This is a genomic window from Pseudomonas sp. 20-5 (assembly GCF_056782835.1).
In genome coordinates, this window is record NZ_CM165584.1 from 2,303,483 (window position 1) to 2,316,783 (window position 13,301).

General features: G+C 67.3%; 13 protein-coding genes. 3 read left to right on the forward strand and 10 right to left on the reverse strand.

Translation table 11 applies throughout. From position 1 onward, the window contains the following. Window positions 1-318: 318 nt before the first annotated feature. The 6 genes from AC1RB9_RS10825 to AC1RB9_RS10850 form a co-directional block, all read right to left on the reverse strand. Entirely contained in the window at window positions 319-1,089 is a 771-nt protein-coding gene (locus tag AC1RB9_RS10825; protein WP_003452376.1) for a DODA-type extradiol aromatic ring-opening family dioxygenase, read from the reverse strand. Window positions 1,090-1,179: 90 nt separating this feature from the next. After that, window positions 1,180-2,151, reverse strand: a complete 972-nt coding sequence (locus AC1RB9_RS10830) for a LysR family transcriptional regulator (protein WP_003106096.1) — start codon at window positions 2,149-2,151, stop codon at window positions 1,180-1,182. Window positions 2,152-2,187: 36 nt separating this feature from the next. Beyond that, window positions 2,188-3,627 (reverse strand): efflux transporter outer membrane subunit, encoded by a 1,440-nt coding sequence (locus tag AC1RB9_RS10835; protein WP_003452375.1) that lies wholly within the window; start codon window positions 3,625-3,627, stop codon window positions 2,188-2,190. Beyond that, window positions 3,624-4,688, reverse strand: a complete 1,065-nt coding sequence (locus AC1RB9_RS10840) for an HlyD family secretion protein (protein ID WP_003114760.1) — start codon at window positions 4,686-4,688, stop codon at window positions 3,624-3,626. Before AC1RB9_RS10840 ends, AC1RB9_RS10835 begins: the two co-directional genes overlap by 4 nt. An 11-nt stretch (window positions 4,689-4,699) precedes the next feature. Continuing rightward, a complete protein-coding gene (locus tag AC1RB9_RS10845) occupies window positions 4,700-6,292 on the reverse strand; it encodes an MFS transporter (RefSeq protein ID WP_003114761.1) in 1,593 nt (530 codons plus the stop codon). Window positions 6,293-6,429: 137 nt separating this feature from the next. Next, a complete protein-coding gene (locus AC1RB9_RS10850; RefSeq protein WP_003143729.1) occupies window positions 6,430-7,389 on the reverse strand; it encodes a LysR family transcriptional regulator in 960 nt (319 codons plus the stop codon). Window positions 7,390-7,518: 129 nt separating this feature from the next. Between AC1RB9_RS10850 and AC1RB9_RS10855 the strand changes: the two genes are divergently transcribed. Further along, entirely contained in the window at window positions 7,519-7,965 is a 447-nt protein-coding gene (locus tag AC1RB9_RS10855) for a universal stress protein (RefSeq protein ID WP_003106084.1), read from the forward strand. 55 nt (window positions 7,966-8,020) lie between these two features. Beyond that, window positions 8,021-8,677, forward strand: a complete 657-nt coding sequence (locus AC1RB9_RS10860) for a thiopurine S-methyltransferase (RefSeq protein WP_003452374.1) — start codon at window positions 8,021-8,023, stop codon at window positions 8,675-8,677. Window positions 8,678-8,708: 31 nt separating this feature from the next. Here the strand turns inward: AC1RB9_RS10860 and AC1RB9_RS10865 are convergent, their stop codons facing one another. The 4 genes from AC1RB9_RS10865 to AC1RB9_RS10880 all read right to left on the reverse strand — a co-directional run bounded on the left by AC1RB9_RS10865 (window position 8,709) and on the right by AC1RB9_RS10880 (window position 12,701). Further along, window positions 8,709-9,836 (reverse strand): M14 family metallopeptidase, encoded by a 1,128-nt coding sequence (locus AC1RB9_RS10865; RefSeq protein WP_003116563.1) that lies wholly within the window; start codon window positions 9,834-9,836, stop codon window positions 8,709-8,711. Window positions 9,837-9,976: 140 nt separating this feature from the next. Beyond that, entirely contained in the window at window positions 9,977-10,852 is an 876-nt protein-coding gene (gene htpX, locus AC1RB9_RS10870; protein WP_003090915.1) for a protease HtpX, read from the reverse strand. Window positions 10,853-10,985: 133 nt separating this feature from the next. After that, the gene (locus AC1RB9_RS10875) at window positions 10,986-11,438 is read right to left on the reverse strand and encodes a hypothetical protein (RefSeq protein ID WP_003116564.1); all 453 of its coding nucleotides are present in this window, start codon (window positions 11,436-11,438) and stop codon (window positions 10,986-10,988) included. 51 nt (window positions 11,439-11,489) lie between these two features. Continuing rightward, entirely contained in the window at window positions 11,490-12,701 is a 1,212-nt protein-coding gene (locus AC1RB9_RS10880) for a pyridoxal phosphate-dependent aminotransferase (protein WP_003090913.1), read from the reverse strand. 184 nt (window positions 12,702-12,885) lie between these two features. Here AC1RB9_RS10880 and msrB point away from each other — a divergent pair, with 184 nt between their 5' ends. Next, a complete protein-coding gene (gene msrB / locus AC1RB9_RS10885) occupies window positions 12,886-13,284 on the forward strand; it encodes a peptide-methionine (R)-S-oxide reductase MsrB (RefSeq protein WP_003090911.1) in 399 nt (132 codons plus the stop codon). Window positions 13,285-13,301: the final 17 nt, after the last annotated feature.

Genomic DNA, 13,301 nt, shown 5'->3' on the forward strand with positions numbered 1-13,301 from the left:
GCTTGATGTTTGCTGGCCAGGCTGTTTTTCGCGCCTGCCCCGGCTTCTCGTTTCGTCACCCCGGGCGAGTCCCTCTGGCAAGCGTCCTGAAGGAAACAAAGGACTCGCCCAGCCGCCAGGGCAGGCACCACGTCGTGCATGTCAGACCTGCACATACCGAGGCCCTGATCCGCCGCCTATCCATGACATCGCGGATAACGCCTATGGCGTTATTCGCGCTACAGGACTATGTCGCTCGCGATTTCCTGGCTGCCAGCCGAGTCCACCCAGCTTGCGGCGGGAAGCCGATGCTCTCCGCCAGTCCCCCGAGAAACCCTGTCAATCGAAGCGATAGATATCCATCCCCAACGAGCCCAGGGTAAAGCCGCTGTGCTCGACGCGCATCCCGCCGCCGCCCGCGCCGCGGGCGAAGAACAGTGGCAGCAGGTGCTCGTCGCTGGGGTGGTTGCGCGCCGCCCAGGGCGCCTGCCGGCGGTAGTCGTGAAGCGCGGCCTGGTCGTCGGCCTGGAGCTTTTCCACCATCCAGTCACGGAACTCCCGCGCCCAGGGCGCGATGGCTTCCGGCCCGGCGCGCCAGTCCAGTTCGCCCAGGTTGTGGGTGATGCTGCCGGAACCGATCAGCAGCACGCCTTCCCCGCGCAGTTGGCGCAGGGCCTGGCCGACGCGGCTCTGCAGGGCCGGACCGAGGCGGCTCGGCAGGGACAGCTGGAGCACCGGGATGTCCGCCTGCGGGTACATCAGGCTCAGCGGCACCCAGGTGCCGTGGTCGAATGGTCGCTGTGGGTCGGCCTGGGCCGGCAGGCCGGCGGCCTGGAGCAGTTCGATCGTCCGCTGCGCCAGCGCCGGCTCGCCTTTGGCCGGGTAGCGCACGGCGTAGAGGGGCGGCGGAAAGCCGTAGAAGTCGTGCCAGATATCCGGCGCCGCGGCGCCGGTTACCCGCAGGTCGTCGCTTTCCCAGTGCGCGGAAACCACCAGGATCGCCTTCGGCCGCGGCAGCTCTGTAGCCAGGCGGCGCAGTTGTACACCGCTGGCGCCCGGTTCGAGGGCGAGCATCGGTGAGCCGTGGGAAATATAGAGAGTCGGTAGCATGATTCACCTCATGACTCGGATGAGCCATGTTCCTCCCGCGATCAATCGAAAACCAGTATATGTTTTTGAGGATACCTATCGATCCAGGCGTTAGGTCGCTGTCTCGCGCGCTACGCCGGTTGGGCTTTCCGCCCAGTAGCGCCGATCGTCGAGGATCGCCCGGTCACGCTCGAACGCCAGGGGCAGGCGTTCCCTGAGGAAGTCCACCCAGGTGCGGATCTTGGCGTCCAGGTAGCGCCGCGAGGAGTACAGCACGAACACCTCGCGGACATGCAGTCGATGGCCCGGCAGTAGCCGCAACAGGCTGCCTTCCTGCAGCGCGCGGGCGGCGACGAAGCCGGGCAGCAGGCAGACGCCGAGCCCGGCCGCGGCGGCGGCGCAGGCGGCCTCGGGAAGGTTGACCTTGAGCGCCTCGTCGAGATCGAGCAGCGTTTCGCCGCGTTCGCCGACGAATGCCCAGCCCTGCGGGCAGGACGGCGCGGCCACGTTCAGGCAGCGATGCCGCAGCAGGTCCTCCGGCGTGCGTGGCACGCCATGCCGTGCCAGGTATTCCGGCGCGGCACAGACCACGCTGAACACCTGGCCGAGATCGCGGGCGACCAGGGTCGAGTCCGGCAAGGTTCGGCCGAGGGTGATCAGCACGTCCAGGCCTTCCTCGAGCAGGGCCGGGGTGCCCTGGGCCAGCGTGAGGTCGACGGAGACGTCCGGATGGCCGTCCAGGTAGTCCACCAGTAGCGGCATCAGGTGCTCGAGGCCCAGTTCGGTCACCGCGTGGAGGCGCAGGCGACCGCTGGCGTGGGACTGGCTGTCTTCGACGTCCGCCGCGGCGGCGGCGACCGTGCGTAGGATCTGCTTGCAATGCTCGTAGTAGCGCAGACCGCTTTCCGTCACCACGACGCTGCGCGTATTGCGTTGCAGCAGGCGCGCCGAGAGCGCCTGTTCGAGCCCGGCGACCTGGCGCGAAACGGTCGCCGGAGAGGTCCCCAGCGCCTGGGCGGCCTGGGTGAAGCTGCCGTGCTCCACCACGCGGACGAAGGTCCGGATACCTTGCAGCAGGTCCATTTCCAACTCCTTCGCCGGTCCGCGCCCGGCGCCGTCTCAGCCCGACGCCGGGTCGGACGTTGGGCTCCAGCCGCCGCCCAGCGCCTTGTAGAGGTTGACCAGGGTCAGCGACACCGCTTCGTCGCTGGCGACCTGCTGTTCCTGGTTGTCCAGCAGTTGCCGCTGGCTGTCGAGCACGCTGAGGAAGTCCACCGCGCCGGCGCGGTATTGCTCGCGGGCGCTCTGCAGGGCGCGGCGGTTCTGCGCCACGGCTTCGCCGAGGCGCTCCTGGCGGCGCTGGTTGGCGGCGTAGTCGTGCATCGCGTCGTCGACTTCCTGCCAGGCACGCAGCACGGTGCGCTGGTAGTCGATGGCGGCTTCCTGCTGCTGTGCCTCACGTAGCTCCAGGCGTCCGCGCAGGCGTCCGCCTTCGAAGATCGGCAGGCTGAACGCCGGGCCGATGGCGAACTGGCGATGGTCCCAGTCGCCCAGGCTGGACAGTTGCAGGGATTCGAAACCGAAGTTGCCGTTGAGCGTGATGCGCGGATAGAAGTCCGCCTTGGCCACGCCGATGCTGGCGGTAGCCGCGTGCAGGCGCGCTTCGGCACGGCGGATGTCGGGGCGGCGCTGGGCCAGTTCGGACGGCAGGCCGACCGGCACGCTGCCCGGCGGACGCGGAATCGCCCGCGCCGGGCCGAGTTCGGCGAGCAGGCTGCCGGGGCTGGCGCCGACCAGGTAGCCGAGGGCGTTGACCAGGTGCGCCTGGTTCTTTTCCACCTCGGGCAGGCGTGCCTCCATGCTGGCCACCTGGGCCAGCGCCTGGGCTACCTCGAGGTCGGTAGCGACGCCGTTGGCCAGGCGCGTGCGGGTGAGTTCCAGGCTGCGCCGTGCAGTCTCGAGGTTGTCGCGGATGATCGCCGCACGGTTCTGTTCGCCACGCAACTGGATATAGTCGCGCGCGGCTTCCGCCAGCACCGAGACCTGCACGTCGCGCAGTTCGTTCTCGCTGGCTTCCACCGTCGCGTCGGCGGCTTCCAGCTCGCGTCGCACGCGGCCCCAGAAGTCCAGCTCCCAGGAGGCGTCGAAGCCGGCCAGGGCGTGGTTGTAGTTGCCTTTGCCGGCCTTGCCGGAAGGATCGAACAGGCCGGCGCTGGTGGTCCGCTGGCGCTGGTAGTTGCCGCTGGCGTCCACCGAGGGCAGGGCGTCGCCGCCGAGGCTGCGACGGATCGCGCGGCTCTGCTGCAGGCGCGCCGCGGCGCTGCGCAGGTCGAGGTTGGCACGCTGGATCCGTTGCAGCAGGGCGTTCAATTGCGCGTCGTCGAACAGCGTCCACCATTGGGCTGCGAGCGGCGCGGCGGCGAGGTGGCTGGGGTTGCCGGCAGCGGCCTGGAGCGACCATTCGCCGGGCGCAGGGCGGTCCGGGCGGGTGAAGTCGGGGCCGAGGCTGCAGGCGCCGAGCGCAAGGCTGGCAATAAGCAGGAGCGGAGTGCCTTTCATTGCTGGGCGACCTCGGCGGAGCGGGTGCCGGTCGCGGTGTCGATCCGTGCTTCCACCGACATGCCCACACGCAACTTGCCCGCCATGGCCTGGCGCGGCTCGAGAACGATCTTCACCGGGATCCGCTGGACCACCTTGGTGAAGTTGCCGGTGGCGTTGTCCGGGGCGATCGGCGCGAAGCTCAGGCCGGTGGCCGGTGCGATGCTGTCGACATGGCCGCGCAGAACCTCGCCGGGGAAGGTATCGACGCGGATCTCCACGGCCTGTCCGGGAGAGACGTGGGTCAGTTGGGTTTCCTGGAAATTGCCGACCACGTAGGCCTGCTGCAGTGGCACCACCGCCAGCAGCGCGCTGCCCGGCGTGACATAGGCGCCGACGCGCAGTTGGCGGCGGCCGACCTGGCCGTCGAAGGGCGCGCGGAGTTCGCAGTAGGAGAGGTCCAGGCGGGCCTGGTCGCGTCGCGCCTGCATGCGTTGCAGGTCGCCACGGGCCTGGCCGACGCGGGCTTCGAGGACGCTCACCTGCTTGCGCGTGGCATCCACTGCGGCCTGGCCCTCGGCCAGCCGGGCGCTGGCGGTATCGATCCGCGATTGCGCCTGCTGGGCGTTCTGCAGGCTGCCGGCGCCCTTGCTGGCGAGGGTCTGGTAGCGGCTTTGCTCGTGACGGGCGAAGACCAGCTCGGCCTGCTCGGCGCGGACCTTGGCCCGCGCCTGTTCGATCAGCGCCTGCTGGCGTTGCAGGTTGGCCTCGGCATTGGCCAGGTTGGCCTCGGCACCGAGCACGTCGGCTTCGGCGGCGGCCAGGGCGGTGCGGAAGTCGCGGTCGTCGAGGCGGGCGAGCAACTGGCCGGCCTTGACCGGCTGGTTGTCCTCGACCAGAACGTCCTGGACGAAGCCGGCGACTTTCGGCGCGACCAGGGTGAAATCGGCGTGCACATAGGCGTCGTCGGTGCTCTGCACGACCCGTGGGGCGAGCAGGTGGAACAGCAGGTAGACCAGTAGGGTCAGGACCAGCAGGGCGGCGAGCAGCAGGCTGCCCTTGCGCGAAGTGATGAACGACATACAGCGACCTTTCAGTGTGTGGGAGCGACCGGGCGGGGCGGGTAGGCCCGTTGCGGCAGGATCGGAATCAGGATCAGCAGGGCGCAGGCCAGGCCGGCCATTGCCAGCAGCACGTCGGCGTTGCCCAGCACCTGGGCCTGTTGGCGGGCCTGTTCGGCCAGGTGCTGCCAGTGCGCGCCGGAGTCGGCGCCCGGTTGCAGGCCGGCGATCTGTTGCAGGCGCAGTTCGACGGCCTGGGGCGCATTGCCCAGGTGATCCACCAGGCGGTTGGAGTGGTAGTGCTCGCGGGCGGTGCCGAGGGCGCCGATCACCGCGGTGGCGACTACCCCGGAGAAGCCGCGGACGGTGTTGAACCAGGCCGAGGCGAAGGGTCCCTCGATGGGCGCGATGACGCTGGTGGAGAGCATCAGCAGCGGAATCACCGCCATCGGCTGGCCGACCACCAGTAACAGCATCGGCAGGTAGAAGTCCTCGCGCACCCAGTCCGCCGTCAGTTGGCTGAAGCTCAGGCAGGCACCGGCGCACAGGCACAGGCCGCAGGCCAGCACCCAGCGGCAGTCGACCCGCGGGATGTTGCAGAGGGCCGCCACCAGCGGCAGCGCGACGAGCTGCGGAAGGGCCACCAGCAACACCATGGGTACGCTCTGCAGGGGGCGGTAGCCGCGGATCTCGGCGAGGAATTCGGTCGGCACGCCCATGCTCGCGCCGAGCACCACCAGCACGCCGGCCAGGGTGATCAGGGCGAAGGTCAGGTTACGGCGCTTCAGCAACTGCAGGCGGAAGAACGGCAGCGGGTGGCTCCATTCGTTGACCAGGAACAGCCCCAGCAGGAGGCTGCCGCTGCCCAGCAGCAGGCAGATCAGCGGCGACTCGAACCAGTCCAGGCGTTCGCCTTGCAGCAGACCGATCACCAGGGCGCAGATCGCCGGGAAGCCGGTGAGCAGGCCGATGCCGTCGAACTGGCGGAAGCGTTCCAGGCGCACCGGGTCCTGGGGGATGCCATGGGACACCGCGGCCATCGCCACCAGGCACAGTGGAATGACCTGCCAGAACACCCACTGCCAGCCGACGTATTCGAACCAGAACGCCGCCAGTGGCAGGCCCAGGTTGGGCCCGAAGGTCGCGGTGAGGGCATAGGCGCCCAGGCCATAGAGCTTTATCCCGGGTGGCAGGAAGCGTAGCGCCACGGTCATCAGCATCGGCGGCAGGCAGCCGGCCATCAGCCCTTGCAGGGTGCGCAGGACCAGCAGGCTCTCGAGGTTCGGCGCGAACGGACAGAGCAGGGCCAGCAGGGCGAAGCCGCCGATGGCGAAGAGCGTGAAGCGGCGCAGGGAAAAGGTCACCGAACACCAGGGCGCGAATGCCATGGCGGCGACCTGGGTGGCTTCGTAGAGCACGGTCAGCCAGGTGCCTTCGTCATGGCCAATGGCGAGTGCGCCGCGCACATCGGTCATGGCGATCTCGGTGACATGACCATTGAGACCGGCGGTGAGCGAGGCGAGCAGCACGCCGAGCAGGCCTACCACGATGCGCGTGCCGAAAGGCTGGGCGGCGGGGGCTGCGGTTGGCGTCGGCTGGCCGAGCGGGGTGGCGAGCGAAGTCATCGCGACCTCGCTACGGCGAGGGTGGGGAAACAAGGCATGGGCGGAAACTCTTCTGATTTCCGCCGCAGTCTAGGAGCGTCCCGGTAGTGTGAAAATTGAAATGATCGAAATGAATCAGTGCATTTTGTGCATCTGTTTCAGTTGGAGCCAAGCAGCGGATGGGGATCGCTCTGCACTTCCTCGCAAATCCGCTTGATCGTTTGCCGGAACCAGCGGTGCGCGGGATCGTTGTCGAAGCGTGGATGCCAGGCCTGGACCACCATCACGGTCTTCAACGGCACCGGGATGTCGAACTGGCGCAGGCCCAGGCCCAGTCGGTTGGCCCGCCACAGGGAATGCTCGGCGATCGGCAGCAGCAGGTCGGAGCCGGGCAGGGCGAAGATCGCCGAGTGGAAGGTCGGGCTGATCAGCTTGACGTCGCGCTTCAGGCCGAGTTCTCCCAGGGCCTGGTCCAGCGGTCCATGGTTGAGGCCACGACGCGAGACGGCGATATGCGGAAAAGCGACGAAGCGCTGCGGAGTGATCTCGCCGTCGAAGATCGGGTGCCCCTGGCGGGCCAGGCCGACGAAGCGGGTGGTGAGCAACTGCTGGGTCTTGACCTCGGGTTCCATCCAGGACGAGGCGCCGATGTAGAGGTCGATGCGGTTCTGCCGCAGTGCCTCGTCGTCGATGTCCGACTCCTGCACGAAGCGCAGGGTGCAGCGCGGCGCCTCCTCGGCGAAGATCTCCAGCAGGCGTATCGACAGACCGCCGACCAGGGTGTTGTTGGAACGCAGGGTGAAGCAGCGCTCCAGCTTGTCCAGTTGGATGGTCTCGCGAGTGTTGAACAGGTCGCGGGCCTGGTCCACCAGTTGCCGGACCTGCTCCTGCAGTTCCAGGGCACGGGGCGTGGGCACCAGCTTGCGGCCGGCGCGGACCATGATCGGGTCGCCTACCGCCTCGCGGATCCGTGACAGGGTACGGCTCATCGCCGGTGGGCTGAGGTGCATGCGGCGCGCGGCTCCGACCACGCTGCCCTCTTCGAGAAGAACGTTGAGGGCGACCAAGAGATTCAGATCGGGAAGATGCATGGAGTGGAAGTATAAGCACGCTGGCATGCGCAGGGTGCAGTCTTTCGTTCTCCCAGGCGTGCGTTCGCTGCATTGCTGGATTGCGTTCGCGGTGCCTTTACGCGCACCGGTGGCTGCCGAAGAATGCCGGTGCACGCTCTATCCGAGGATTTGCCGATGTTCCATACGCTCCTGGTCGCCATCGACGGCGGCCCGCAGACCCGTCGCATTGCCGAGCTGGCGCGGCAGGCCGCCGCGCCGGGCGCGCGGGTCCACCTGCTGTGCGCGGTGGACGCCGGCTATGCGTTGCCGGGCCGGCCGACGCTGCTCGACTATCCGCCCGCCGCGCACGAGTGCGAAGAGGCCCGGCAGGTGCTCGACGAGGCTTGTGCGCTGCTAGCCGGGTGCGAGCTGGAGGTACGGGCCGAGCTGCGCGCCGGCGACCCGGTGCAGGTGATCCTGGGCGAGGCGCGGCGCCTGGGCTGCGAGCTGATCGTCATCGGCCATCGGCACCTGGGACGGCTGGAGCGCCTGCTCGATCCTTCGGTCGGCGACCGGGTGATCCGCGAGGCGCCGTGTCCGGTGCTGGTGGAAGTGCGCGAGGGAGATGCGCAGGGGAGTTGACCTGCCGGCCGATTGTCGCCACCTTGCGGTTTTTCCCACGAATGCGGAGGACAGGATGCAGGCGGATTTTTGGCACGCCCGCTGGGCGAACAACCAGATCGGCTTCCACCTGGACGAGATCAATCCCTACCTGATGCGCCACCTGTCGCGGCTGCGACTGCAAGCGGGCGAACGGATCCTGGTGCCGTTGTGCGGCAAGACCCTGGACCTGGCCTGGCTGGCCGCCCAGGGACTGGAGGTGCTGGGGGTGGAGCTTTCGGAAAAGGCCGTGAGCGACTTCTTCGAGGAGCACGACCTGCGCCCCGAGATCGATCAACTGGGTGGTTTCCGCCGCTACCGGGTCGCCGGCATCACCCTGCTGCAGGGTGATTTCTTCGCCTTGCAGGCAGAGCACCTGGCGCAGTGCAGGGCGTTCTACGACCGCGCCGCGCTGATCGCCCTGCCGCCGGAGATGCGCGAGCGCTATGCCGGGCATCTCCAGGCGGTCCTGCCGACGCGCAGCCTCGGCTTGCTGGTCACCATCGACTACCCGCAGGCGGAGATGGCCGGTCCGCCGTTCGCCGTGCCCGACGAGGAGGTGCGTGGCTACTACGCTGGCGGTTGGCGGATCGAGGAACTGGAGCGCGGCGACGTGCTCGGCGTCAACTGGAAATTCCTCGAGCGCGGGGTGTCCTGGCTGGACGAGGCCGTCTACCTGCTGGAGAGAGGCTGAAACGGGGCGCCGCGCGGCGCCCCGTCCATTTTCAGCGGAGTTCGTCGACCAGCACCGCAAGGGTGCTCAGGACGTCCTGGCCGAGCCGCTTGGAGCGGGCGCCGGACCAGCCGGTCCCGGGCTCCGGGTTGTCGTCGTGGTCCTTGAACGGCATCTCGATGGTGAACGCCAGGCAGTCGTAGGTCTGCCCGACGAAGTTGCAGGCCAGCGCCAGGTTGGCCTGGCCCGGCGCACTGCGTGGGTAGCCATGGCGGATCTGGAATTCGCCGCGCGCCATCAGTTCCTCGCGGAAGCGTTGCTCGAGCCGTTCCAGGCGGGGCGTATAGCCCGGGTTGCCCTCGCAGCCGGCGGCGAATACGTGGGGGATTTCCTCGTCGCCGTGGATGTCGAGGAACAGGTCGACGCCATGGCGCTTCATCTCCTGCTGGACGAACCAGACTTCCGGGCTGCGCTCGGCGCTCGGCTCCAGCCAGGCCCGGTTGAGATCCTGGCCGGCGGCGTTGGTGCGCAGGTTGCCGTGGAACGCGCCGTCCGGGTTCATGTTCGGCACCAGGTACAGGTCGGCCTTTTCCAGCAGGCGCTGCATTTCCGTATCATCCGGCCGCTGCAGGCGCTCGATCAGGCCTTCCATGAACCATTCGGCCATGTGTTCGCCGGGATGCTGCTGGGCGATGACCCACAGCTTCAGGTGGCTGCCGGGATGGCGCCTGACCCGCAGCAATTCGATGTCGCGGCCTTGCACACTGGTGCCGACGGCGAGCCGTTCGACGCCCTCGATGCCGAGCGCACGTTCGACCAGGCGGGCATGCCGTTCGCGGCTGTAGGGCTCGAAGTAGGCGAAGCGGACTTCGCTTTCCTCCGGTTCCAGCTGGAAATGCAGGCCGTCGGCGTCGTATTGCGACGGTACGCGGAACCAGCGTTCGCCATCGTACGAGGCGACTGCCTGGTAGCCGCTCCAGGCATGGCTGTAGGCCGACTGGCCGGCGTTGACCAGGGTGAAGCGGTGCTCGGTGGCGGCAGCCATGCCCTCGACCTTGAAGTGGAACCACTGGAAATGCTGGCTGGCCAGGTCGGGACGGATCGCCAGGCGGATCCGGCGGGGATCGCTGGCATCGATGACCTGGATGTTGCCGCTGTCGAAATCGGCGCGGATCTGCATGGGAACCTCATCGGGCGAAATCACGGACCCGCATGTTCCGGGGCTGGCTCGCGGCTGTCAAAGCGACCATGGATAGGTGGCTTTCCCGGGCATAAAAAAAGGGCGACCGATGGTCGCCCTGTCCCAAGTGTGAAAGCGGATCAGCGTGCGCTGGCGCGCAGCGCTTCGATACGATCTTCCAGCGGCGGGTGGCTCATCAGCAGGCCGGCCAGGCCGTGCTTGAGGCCGCCATTGATGCCGAAGGCGTTCAGGGTGTCGGGCATCTGCACCGGCACGCCCTGTTCCGAACGCAGGCGTTGCAGCGCGGCGATCATCGCGCCGGTGCCGGCCAGGTGGGCGCCGGCGGCGTCGGCGCGGAACTCGCGGCGGCGCGAGAACCACATGACGATGATGCTGGCGAGGATGCCGAGCACCAGTTCGGCGAAGATGGTCGCGACGAAGTAGCCGATGCCCGGGCCGTCCTCGTTCTTCAGGATGGCCTTGTCGACGAAGTTGCCGAAGATCCGCGCGAAGAACATCACGAAGGTGTTCACCACGCCCTGGATCAATGCCAGGGTGACCATGTCGCCGTTGGCGACGTGACCGATCTCGTGGGCGAGGACGGCTTTCACCTCATCGGGCGAGAAACGTTCGAGCAGGCCCTGGCTGACCGCGACCAGCGCGTCGTTCTTGTTCCAGCCGGTGGCGAAGGCGTTGGCCTCGTAGGCGGGGAAGATGCCGACCTCCGGCATCTTGATGCCGGCTTCGCGGGACAGCTCTTCGACGGTTTGCAGCAGCCACTGTTCGTGACGGGTGCGCGGCTGGCTGATGACTTCGGTACCGGTGCTCATCTTCGCCATCCACTTGGAGATGAACAGCGAGACCAGCGAACCGGCGAAACCGAACACGGCGCAGAAGACCAGCAGGCTGCCGTAATTCTGGCCGGTGAAGCGGTCCACCCCGAGCAGTTTCAGGGTGATGCTGGCAATCACCAGGACTGCCAGGTTGGTGGCCAGGAACAACAGGATGCGCATCATGGTGTAAAGCTTCTCCTCACGGCTGAAGGCACGGAGCGCGGTTCGCAGGCCGCCGGGGCGGGCGAACGGGCTCCTGATAATCATGCGGGGTTATATAAGGGGCGGTCCATGGCGATTCAATCGAGGGACTATTTCAAACTGTGTCGCCTTGCGCGCCCAGATTGCCCTCGAACAGCAGGCGGGTCAGCCCGGCCAGGCGTTCGCCGTCGCCCTGCGCCAGCGCCTGGCGCAACTGGTTGGCCAGGCTGGCCTGTTCGCGGCGCACGCTGGCCGGCGCCTCGGCCAGCGCCGCCGAGGCCCGGGGGACGATACGGGTAAGTCTTAGGAAGGCCTTTTCGCTGAGCACCGCCTGGTCGAGAGCCTCGTAATGAATGGTGTTGGCGAAGCGCAGGTAGCCTTCCTCGGCGAGCCAGAGCAACGCGCCCAGACAACTTTGGTGACGTTTGCTCGGCAGGCCGAACTCGTCCGGCGCCTCGCGGCCGATCAGGTCTTCGACGTAGAGCGCGGTCTTGCGCGGAAACGCCTGGTAGAGAAGCAGGAGGCCGCCAGCGGCGTCCTTGTGGAAGTCGTCGATCTGCAGGTCCATGGATGGGTCGCCGGGCAGGGCGGCGCCAGCGGCGCCGCGGGAGCGGGGGGGTTACTGCTGGTAGCCCTTGAGGAAGCTGCCGATGCGCAGGATCGCCTGCTCCAGGTCGTCGACGCGGGGCAGGGTGACCACCCGGAAGTGGTCGGGCCACGGCCAGTTGAAGGCGGTGCCCTGGACGATCAGCAGTTTTTCCGAGAGCAGCAGGTCGAGGACGAACTTTTCGTCGTTGTGGATCGGGCAGACCTTCGGATCGATCCGCGGGAAGGCGTACAGCGCGCCCATCGGCTTCACGCAGCTGACGCCGGGGATGTCGTTGAGCAGTTCCCAGGCGCGGTTGCGCTGCTCCAGCAGGCGCCCCGGCGGCAGGACCAGATCGTTGATGCTCTGGTAGCCGCCCAGGGCGGTCTGGATCGCGTGCTGCGCCGGGACGTTGGCGCACAGGCGCATGTTGGCGAGGATGTCGAGACCTTCGATATAGCTCTGCGCCCGCTGCTTGGGCCCGGAGATCGCCACCCAGCCGGAGCGGAAGCCGGCCACCCGGTAGGATTTGGACAGGCCGTTGAAGGTCAGGCAGAGCACGTCCGGCGCCAGCGAGGCGGTGGAGACGTGGACGGCGCCGTCGTAGAGGATCTTGTCGTAGATCTCGTCGGAGAACAGCACCAGGTTGTGCTGGCGGGCCAGTTCGACCATGCCTTCCAGCACTTCCCTGGAATACACCGCGCCGGTGGGGTTGTTCGGGTTGATGATCACCATCGCCCTGGTGTTCGGCGTGATCTTCGCCTTGATGTCTTCCAGGTCCGGCCACCAGTTGGCCTGCTCGTCGCACAGGTAGTGCACCGGCTTGCCGCCGGCGAGGCTGACGGCGGCGGTCCACAGCGGGTAGTCGGGAGCGGGGATCAGCACCTCGTCGCCGTTGTTCAGCAGCGCCTGCATGGACATCACGATCAGTTCCGACACGCCGTTGCCGAGGTAGATGTCCTCGATGCCGACGCCTTCCACCTGCTTCTGCTGGTAATACTGCATCACTGCCTTGCGCGCGCTGAACAGGCCCTTGGAGTCGCTGTAGCCCTGGGCGGTCGGCAGGTTGCGGATGACGTCCTGGAGAATTTCCTCGGGAGCTTCGAAACCGAACGGCGCCGGGTTGCCGATATTCAGCTTGAGGATGCGGTGACCCTCTTCCTCTAGGCGTTTGGCGTGCTTGAGCACCGGCCCGCGAATGTCATAGCAGACGTTGGCGAGCTTGTTCGATTTGCTGACCTGCATGATGTGTCGAGTCCCGAAGTGAGCGAACACCGTGGAACAGGCTGCGAAAAGCCCGCTGGATCGCGGCTTGGCAGGCTGTAACGCGGATGACAGACTGGCGTCTATAAGGAGCACGCATGATACGTGCGGCCCGTCCCCCGGAAAAGGGAGCGCCGGGCATTTTTCAGATCGCGAGGTAGAGCCGATGAGCAAGATCGACAAACCCCTGGACTCCTGGCGCGAGGAGTTGACCGAAGAGCAGTTCCACATCTGTCGCCTGGGCGGTACCGAACGCGCCTTCAGTGGCGAATACCACGCCACCAAGACCCCCGGGATCTATCATTGCACCTGCTGCGGCACGGCGTTGTTCGACTCCGACGCCAAGTACGACTCCGGCAGCGGTTGGCCGAGCTATTTCCAGCCGGTGGACGCCGAGGCGGTCCGCGAACTGGACGACTTCAGCCACGGCATGCATCGCATCGAAGTCCGCTGCGGTCGCTGCGATGCCCACCTGGGGCACGTCTTCCCGGATGGCCCCCGGCCCACCGGGTTGCGTTACTGCATCAACTCGGCCTCGCTGAAGCTGGTGCCGCGGGAGAGCTAGAGAGCGACGACCCGTCT

What these genes read in the sequence shown, in the direction of transcription:
- AC1RB9_RS10855 (WP_003106084.1), top strand. Translation starts at nt 7,519, where the DNA reads ATGTTCCATACGCTCCTGGTCGCCATCGACGGCGGCCCGCAGACCCGT.
- AC1RB9_RS10845 (WP_003114761.1), bottom strand. Translation starts at nt 6,292, where the DNA reads ATGACTTCGCTCGCCACCCCGCTCGGCCAGCCGACGCCAACCGCAGCC.
- AC1RB9_RS10840 (WP_003114760.1), bottom strand. Translation starts at nt 4,688, where the DNA reads ATGTCGTTCATCACTTCGCGCAAGGGCAGCCTGCTGCTCGCCGCCCTG.
- AC1RB9_RS10825 (WP_003452376.1), bottom strand. Translation starts at nt 1,089, where the DNA reads ATGCTACCGACTCTCTATATTTCCCACGGCTCACCGATGCTCGCCCTC.
- AC1RB9_RS10880 (WP_003090913.1), bottom strand. Translation starts at nt 12,701, where the DNA reads ATGCAGGTCAGCAAATCGAACAAGCTCGCCAACGTCTGCTATGACATT.
- AC1RB9_RS10865 (WP_003116563.1), bottom strand. Translation starts at nt 9,836, where the DNA reads ATGCAGATCCGCGCCGATTTCGACAGCGGCAACATCCAGGTCATCGAT.
- AC1RB9_RS10830 (WP_003106096.1), bottom strand. Translation starts at nt 2,151, where the DNA reads ATGGACCTGCTGCAAGGTATCCGGACCTTCGTCCGCGTGGTGGAGCAC.
- msrB (WP_003090911.1), top strand. Translation starts at nt 12,886, where the DNA reads ATGAGCAAGATCGACAAACCCCTGGACTCCTGGCGCGAGGAGTTGACC.
- htpX (WP_003090915.1), bottom strand. Translation starts at nt 10,852, where the DNA reads ATGATGCGCATCCTGTTGTTCCTGGCCACCAACCTGGCAGTCCTGGTG.
- AC1RB9_RS10860 (WP_003452374.1), top strand. Translation starts at nt 8,021, where the DNA reads ATGCAGGCGGATTTTTGGCACGCCCGCTGGGCGAACAACCAGATCGGC.
- AC1RB9_RS10850 (WP_003143729.1), bottom strand. Translation starts at nt 7,389, where the DNA reads ATGCCAGCGTGCTTATACTTCCACTCCATGCATCTTCCCGATCTGAAT.
- AC1RB9_RS10875 (WP_003116564.1), bottom strand. Translation starts at nt 11,438, where the DNA reads ATGGACCTGCAGATCGACGACTTCCACAAGGACGCCGCTGGCGGCCTC.
- AC1RB9_RS10835 (WP_003452375.1), bottom strand. Translation starts at nt 3,627, where the DNA reads ATGAAAGGCACTCCGCTCCTGCTTATTGCCAGCCTTGCGCTCGGCGCC.